Below are 6,830 nucleotides of genomic sequence, written 5' to 3'. Positions count from 1 at the left end.
AATCGCTTTATGATTATGTTTGATGATCGCATTAGTAAGCATTTAATCTAAATGGCAGTTACACAGAATCTGGGATGGGCTCTTTTGGTATACCCCAAGGGAACCAGCTATTTGACCCTTCAAACCTATTAACAGACCACTTAAAACAGACTGCTATAATGGAACCACTTATAATAGACCGCTAGCCTTAATACTCTAAATAATCCCTGACTGGACGTTTCTTAAATTGAGAGGCGTCTTTTTTAAGGCGATTAATCATCTCAAACTCCCATCCTTGCTGCGACTGTCCAGCTGGGCTAGTAGGGCTAACCATGTGATTATAGTCAGTAATAAACTGGGGATTACGAGCAATACGTCCTAGCTGTTTATCATTTAGATCTTCAACCGTAAACATATCTGCTGTATCTGCATCTCTACTAATACTTTGTTGGTTATTGCCTTTCGGCTTACTTTTTGAAATTACCTTAAATTTAAAGCCGATAATATTTTTACCATCTTTTTCTTGCTCATAGCTAACTTTGATATCAGTGTGCTTGTTAATTTCTTTTATAGCTTTGTTTAAAACACCAGATTTGAAGTCACACATCCGTTCATATTCATCATCGTCCACTCCAAGTTGACCTCTAAATACTTTTAAGCCAAATAAAGGTGTCTTTTTGGCTTCACGCCACTGTATTAGAAGTTCATACAAACGTACTGAATACATGCTATTGAGCATTGATGTTTGTTCTAACGTGTATTTAGTAAAAAACTGCTCTATACCATTTATACGTGTTATTTCATTCACTACCGCAGGCGTAAATATAATCTCAATAGTACCTTTATCCTGCTTATATTTTGCCTGACTTATCCAACGCGACTTAACCGGATAGCCATCGTTTTCGTCTAAAAAAGTAAACCTACGCTCGAATAGATTTTCTTCTGCTTTTTTAAGGACGTCATAAGCACCCTGTCGTGTCGTCCCAAACGCTTCAGCGTACCTTGATGCTTTTATAGTTAAAGGCTTATCGGCTGACAAACCTTCATTTTTCTCTCTGCTATCTATGATAGCCAACTGAACCAACCTTATTTCAGCGAGCGTAAGATTTTGGATTGCTGTATTTAGTCTGTTTGTCTTAACTATAAGATCCATCTTATTGTTACCTGCATTCATACTTGGTTTCATCAACTTAGCCCCTCTAACTATATAACGATAAGTAATATAGCATCATTATAACGATAAATAAATACATATCGTTATAAGGTAAGTAAACTACGTTCTATGGGTAAGTAAACTACGTTCTATGGGTAAGTAAACTACGTTCTATGGGTAAGTAAACTACGTTCTATGGGTCGTGAGTGCCTTTATTAACAAGGGCTGTAGCGGACTTAAAAGCTATTAAAAGCATTAAAAGCATTAAAAACCTTTTTTCTTTTTTTTATTAACTAAGAAGATAAGCGCTTTGATCTATCTAAATTTGCAGTATTGGTATCTATCTGTACCTATAAAACAAGATTTTGGCTTGATTCTCGCATAGTAACCATCTTGACCTTTGACGACATTATTAACAACAACAGCCTTCTCTAAACGCTGATAATCAGCCTTACGTTGAGCTATTTCTGTTTTGCTAGGTACAAGTAGTAAAACAGACAATAACGTAAGGGCAAATATGCAAGCACAGATACCACCTACGAGAGCAGAAGCCTTCCAGCTTAGTGATCTAGCAAATTCATCCGATAGCGCTTTGGTATATTGTTTAGCGCCTTCTTTAGCTTCTGTTCTAACGTTGGTTAATGTGTTTTTGGCATCATTAGCTAACTGCCGATTTTGATCTTGAAACTCAGTCGCAAAGAAGCTCAAACTCTTAAAGTTAGCATCAAAGGTTTTATTCATTCTTGTAGACAATATGGATAAATCATTAATACTGGTGGTGGCTAGGTTTACAGTTTGCACTAAGTGATGATTGGCCTTAGCAACATGACCAGCAACGCCTTGCGTTAATTGGTTATGGTAGTGATTCAGTACAGCAGACACCTCTTTGCTAACCTCTTTAGCCGCACCAATAGCAATCGCTGATTTGATGACATTCTCTCGTTCTTGATAATCTTTGAGCTGGGCTATTAGATCGTTTACCAGCTTGGCGTTTGCTGCATCTCTGTCTTTGGTGGCTTGGTCTTTTTCCTCTATCCTCTCTAACAAGGCCGTATTATGCTCGGTGAGCGTTGCAATGGCGGCAAGTAGGTCTTCAAGGTTGGGGGTCTCTGACATTTTTTATCTTCCTAATCCATAGCTGCGGCTGCGGTTAATCTCGTTACTGTAGTCTGTAATCTCTTTTTGTGCGCTCTGTAGTGCTTGCTGCTGGTTTTTTTCGATGTTTTGGCTGTGATGGTCTATAAATTCAGTTAAAACGTCTTGTAGGGCTTCTGTGTGCGTTTTACGCTCACTGGTATAGTGAAGATTTTTGATCTCATTCAGTGCTTGCTGTGATTTGTCGCTTACTAAGTCCGTTAACGCGCCACGCTCATTTGACGCAAGCTCGCGCTGTCTTTGTGTGGTGTCTGGGTTGTCTGTGTATTGATTGAAGCTGTGCATGACCTCATTAGCGACTGAAATCGCTAAAATAAGTTTGCCGGTCTTGCTGTTTGGATCAATCCCTTTCTGCGTATGCTGCTCTAATTGTTCCATTACAGATGCATACAGCGCTTTTTTGTCGTCAAGGAATTGCTTGTTTTCAAGCGCAAGCTGCCTTGCTCTGTCGGCTCGTGCCTGTTCAATGCGCTCACGTTCGGCTTGTTCACGTTTTTGTTGTTCGGCAAGCTCGCACTGCCTTTGCTGCTCTAGCGCCACCTCTTTTTGTTTTTGCTCATCTGCGCGTTTGCTCTTAATGCCCTGAGCCATTGCCATGGCTTTTGCTACCGCATCGAGTGTGGGTGCTTTAGGCTTCGGCGCAGGTGCTGGTTCTGATTTTTTGATGGGTTCATCTGCTACGGTTGTCCTGCTTGGTGGCGATGTGCTGTGTTCAATATCTTTGATTTTATGACCGTTTAAGATAATGGCATCAGCGGCATCATTCACGATCTGATTTTTGGTAAGCTCTACGCCCCATACCAGCTCGTTACGCTCGTTGATTATTTCGTTGATGGTGCCAAGCTGTGTTGCTGGCGTTTTATCAATCTCGTAATGCTTGCCTTCTGCTTTGGCTTGTTCAGCTTTTCTTAGCTCTCGCTCGTATTTGTCACGTTCCAGCTTGGTAGCGACTGATCCCATTTTGAGCTGTGGCTCAATATCAATCCCTTGCGCGGCATAGCTGCGACTATCAATCAGTTTATGGTCATGCTCAGCCAGTTTTTCGTTGGCAATCTGCTCCCATATTTGGCGAACGTCTGTAATCTCATGGCTCACGCGTTCCATGCTAAGTGAACGCCGCTTTTTGTCTGATAGCTCAATAGTCGCTTTGTCGGTTAGTATGATTTCATTATTTTCGTCAAGCTCTGCGGTGCGCGTGGTAAACATGATATGGGCGTGATAGTTGCGCGGATCTGCACCGCGATCAATCTCTTTTTGAGTAGGCTCATGAATGGCGCAATCGGCAATCGTGCCGTAACGGTCGGCTAGGGTTTGGGCGAAGCTATGCGCTAACTCTTTTCGGTCTTCTGCGCTTAATTCATAAGGTAGATTGACTAGCCATTCTCTAGCCACTCGCGCATCTTTGCGCTTCTCGGCAAACTCCGCTTTGTTCCATAAATCACTACGATCAATATCAGCGCCCGTAGCAGCCAATGCTGTCGGCAAAATAATATCCGCACTCATCACGCCATGCTTTTTTGAGTAATCATGAGTTTTGCCATAGCGCTTATCTTCAAGCTCAACCCCTGCGCGATAGCTCGCACTGGCAACGGCACTTTGTCCCTTGCCTCGTGATATTGATTTAGTCGATGCGATGAAAATAGCCATTTCTACAAGCTCAGTTTTTTGGTTTTTAGCACTACGTCTTTTCGTAGTTCTGGGGGTGTGGGGGTTTATCCCTGCCGATGTTTTGATTTTATAAATGTATTACCGTAGGGAATAAACATTTGTAAAGTCGAAAACTCGCACTTAGTCAGTGGGACTCAACCATCTGTCAAATAACTATATCATAAACTGTTGTTAGGTATTGGCGAAGTTGCTATAGTTAGGTAAGTAAATAATTTGATAATCTAGGAGAAAGGTATGAGCTTACTTGGTGGTAATGATCTAAAAGAACAGCAGAAGATCAATGAGCTTGAGCTTAAGATAAATAGAGAGAAGCAGAAGTTAGATAAGAAGCTAACACGGCAAAAAATATTACTTGGTGCTTTTTTGGTAGATGCTTTAGAGAATAATTCAGTAGATGGTTTGAAAGAATATACGGCTGACAATCTATTGAATTTCCTGACCAGACAGACTGATAAGGATTTAATGGCAGATTTGGTAAAGGGGCTTGGTGGTACGGTCGAGACTAAGAATGATTTAGAGTTGAATGCTAGTTTAGATGAGCACTTGTAAATAAAATATGTCCATTAAAAATAAAAAAGGCATTAGTTAAATGATAGATTATTCTTTATTGTTCGCCTATTTCTTAGCTATTCTTCTATTTCTAGGCACTCCAGGACCTGTGACTGTACTTGTAGTGAGTGCAAGCGTAAAAAGTGGGTTCAAAGCGGGGTTAGCAACAGTCGCAGGCACTAACACTGCGTCACTAATCTTGATAGCAATATCATTTATTATCCTTCAGGGGGTGTTTTCAGTTAGCGAGACAGCTATGCTCTGGTTATCCTTTTTAGGGGCATTCTATCTTATATATTTTTCTATAGGCATTATAAAAGATAAAATTGATATTGATCAGACTGTAAAGGAAAGTTCAGTTCTTGTTACGAAAAACCATTTCAAAGATGGCTTTCTTATAGGTATCTCTAACCCTAAAGATGTTATTTTTTTTATTGCTTTCTTCCCTTTATTCTTAGAGGTATCAAGCGACATATATTCGTCTATGCTAATTCTGACGTTGGTGTGGATAGCTCTAGACTATAGTATCTTATCTATTTATTCTTTTATATTCTCAAAAGTTAGTAATAATAAAATCGCAAATATAATTAGTAAATTTTCAGGACTTATTCTACTTTTCATTGCTATTTATATATTATGGGAAACTAGTAGAAGGCTATTTTTATAGAAAAAATCCCCAGCTATCGAATCTGATTTAATCATACCTACGGTGAACAAATCAGGTGCTTTAACTGGTTCGGTTCCCTAGTGAGGACTCGAAACTTGGGCTGTGGGCTAATGGCATCAACACTTTAACTCATTGAAAGAATCACAGTGTACTTCGTGGTGTACTTGCCATACATATTCTATCCGTGATCGATGCGGTATACAGGCATTGAACTATAGACTAACTCTCAGAGTGTTAAGTCCCAGACAATCCCGATGCGGTTCAGATAATTCACCACCAATAAGTCGGATACTGTTTACCTTTACCCAAATTGTTATAAATCAGCGCTACCATTACCAAAACGATTGAACCGATTAGAGTGGGTGTTATCAAAAAACTCCAATTTACTGCACCTAGCATAACTATTAAAGGGTTAGACCCAGCAGGTGGATGAGGCATTCTAAATATCAGCATTAGCGCAATGGCAGTGCCAACAGCAGTTGCCATACTCCACCAGTGAATACCAAATAACGTCATGAATACCAGTCCTGTAAAAGTCGCAATAACATGCCCACCTATAACATTTCTCGGCTGGGCAAAAGGGCTGGTAGGATAGGCAAATATTAGTAAACAACTTGCGCCAAACGATCCTAAAATCATGATAAGTTCTATTGAGCTTCCTAATATAGCAAGCGTTGCAGTGGCAATGGTGCCGCCTAGCCAAGCCACTACTATCATCGGTAAAGGTAATCTCTTTGGGCATTCGTTGACTTGACCGCTTAGCTTATGCCAATTAAAGAATGAATGCATACTTACTCCTATCGTAAATAAAAAGGTATCATTATCGATATACCGTTCGGTGTATAATTTAAAGTATACCGAACGGTATATAAAAATACTATTATTGTTTTCACTGAATAAAAATAACAGGAGAAGAACTAATGGAATTACGAGATACTATTCTACAAAAAAGTTATGAGCTCTTTTATAAGCAAGGCTTTCACGATAGTGGAGTAGAGCTTTTAGCAAAGAAAGCAGGGACTACCAAGCGGACTTTGTATGCCCATTTTGGTAGTAAAGAAGGCTTGATTGAGGAGGCGCTTAAATATCGTCATCAGATGTTTATGACTCAATTAGAAAATGACTTTGATGATTTTGAGATTGAGAAAGTAGCAGATGTTGCCACTTGCTACTTAAACTTCCTCAAGAACTGGACGTTATCAGAGGATTTTTATGGTTGTATGTTTATCAACGCTTGCGCAGAGTATTCAGATAAACAGTCTTCACCTCATTTAATAGCCAAGCAGCATAAAACTGAGGTTAGGAAATGGCTACTTGATAATTTTGAACAGATAAGTGCGGAAAATGCTAAGCAGAAATCTGACACTTTGTTTGTATTTGGCGAAGGTATTATCGTTGCCGCACAAACGGATCAGGAGTTGTTAGAGTTAAATACTGATTTTTTTAAGGTTTTGGATTAAATTATATCGATACAAGTTAGGTTTTAGCGTATCAGATTCTACGATAGTACTCTGGCAGTTCCAGTGCGAAATTTTGGTAGAGAGTTTCCCAAACTCTGTGTAACTGCTTATAATCCACTAACAGGAGAATAAGCAATGACTAACCAATCTGACATCAAGAAACTGGCTGAGCAAATGGCCAGCAGCATGAAAAGCTTCG

7 protein-coding genes are annotated in these 6,830 nt (G+C 39.7%); 3 read left to right on the top strand and 4 right to left on the bottom strand.

Going from position 1 to position 6,830, the window contains the following annotated elements:
* Positions 1-187: 187 nt before the first annotated feature.
* The 3 genes from repM to EI161_RS12785 form a co-directional block, all read right to left on the bottom strand.
* Positions 188-1,165: a replication initiation protein RepM gene (gene repM / locus EI161_RS12795; protein WP_225735385.1), complete on the bottom strand. Its 978-nt coding sequence runs from the start codon at positions 1,163-1,165 to the stop codon at positions 188-190.
* 282 nt (positions 1,166-1,447) lie between these two features.
* The gene (locus tag EI161_RS12790) at positions 1,448-2,248 is read right to left on the bottom strand and encodes a hypothetical protein (protein ID WP_192529721.1); all 801 of its coding nucleotides are present in this window, start codon (positions 2,246-2,248) and stop codon (positions 1,448-1,450) included.
* A 3-nt stretch (positions 2,249-2,251) separates the two neighbouring features.
* Positions 2,252-3,934, bottom strand: a complete 1,683-nt coding sequence (locus EI161_RS12785) for a MobA/MobL family protein (RefSeq protein ID WP_192529720.1) — start codon at positions 3,932-3,934, stop codon at positions 2,252-2,254.
* Between the two features lie 255 nt (positions 3,935-4,189).
* Between EI161_RS12785 and EI161_RS12780 the strand changes: the two genes are divergently transcribed.
* A complete protein-coding gene (locus EI161_RS12780) occupies positions 4,190-4,504 on the top strand; it encodes a mobilization protein MobS (protein WP_225735384.1) in 315 nt (104 codons plus the stop codon).
* A gap of 40 nt (positions 4,505-4,544) precedes the next feature.
* Positions 4,545-5,171: a LysE family translocator gene (locus tag EI161_RS12775; protein WP_192529719.1), complete on the top strand. Its 627-nt coding sequence runs from the start codon at positions 4,545-4,547 to the stop codon at positions 5,169-5,171.
* Positions 5,172-5,441: 270 nt separating this feature from the next.
* Here the strand turns inward: EI161_RS12775 and EI161_RS12770 are convergent, their stop codons facing one another.
* Positions 5,442-5,960 carry an HPP family protein gene (locus tag EI161_RS12770; RefSeq protein WP_192524688.1) on the bottom strand — a complete coding sequence of 173 codons (519 nt, stop codon included), beginning with the start codon at positions 5,958-5,960 and terminating at the stop codon, positions 5,442-5,444.
* A gap of 131 nt (positions 5,961-6,091) precedes the next feature.
* Between EI161_RS12770 and EI161_RS12765 the strand changes: the two genes are divergently transcribed.
* Complete coding sequence (locus tag EI161_RS12765; RefSeq protein ID WP_192524689.1) at positions 6,092-6,631, top strand: TetR/AcrR family transcriptional regulator; 540 nt, start codon at positions 6,092-6,094, stop codon at positions 6,629-6,631.
* Positions 6,632-6,830 lie beyond the last annotated feature (199 nt).

The sequence above is a fragment of the Psychrobacter sp. FME5 genome (genome assembly GCF_014861375.1).
Taxonomy (GTDB): domain Bacteria; phylum Pseudomonadota; class Gammaproteobacteria; order Pseudomonadales; family Moraxellaceae; genus Psychrobacter.
The sequence above is the reverse complement of the archived record's forward strand: the minus strand, read 5'-3'. Positions and strand labels throughout refer to the sequence as shown.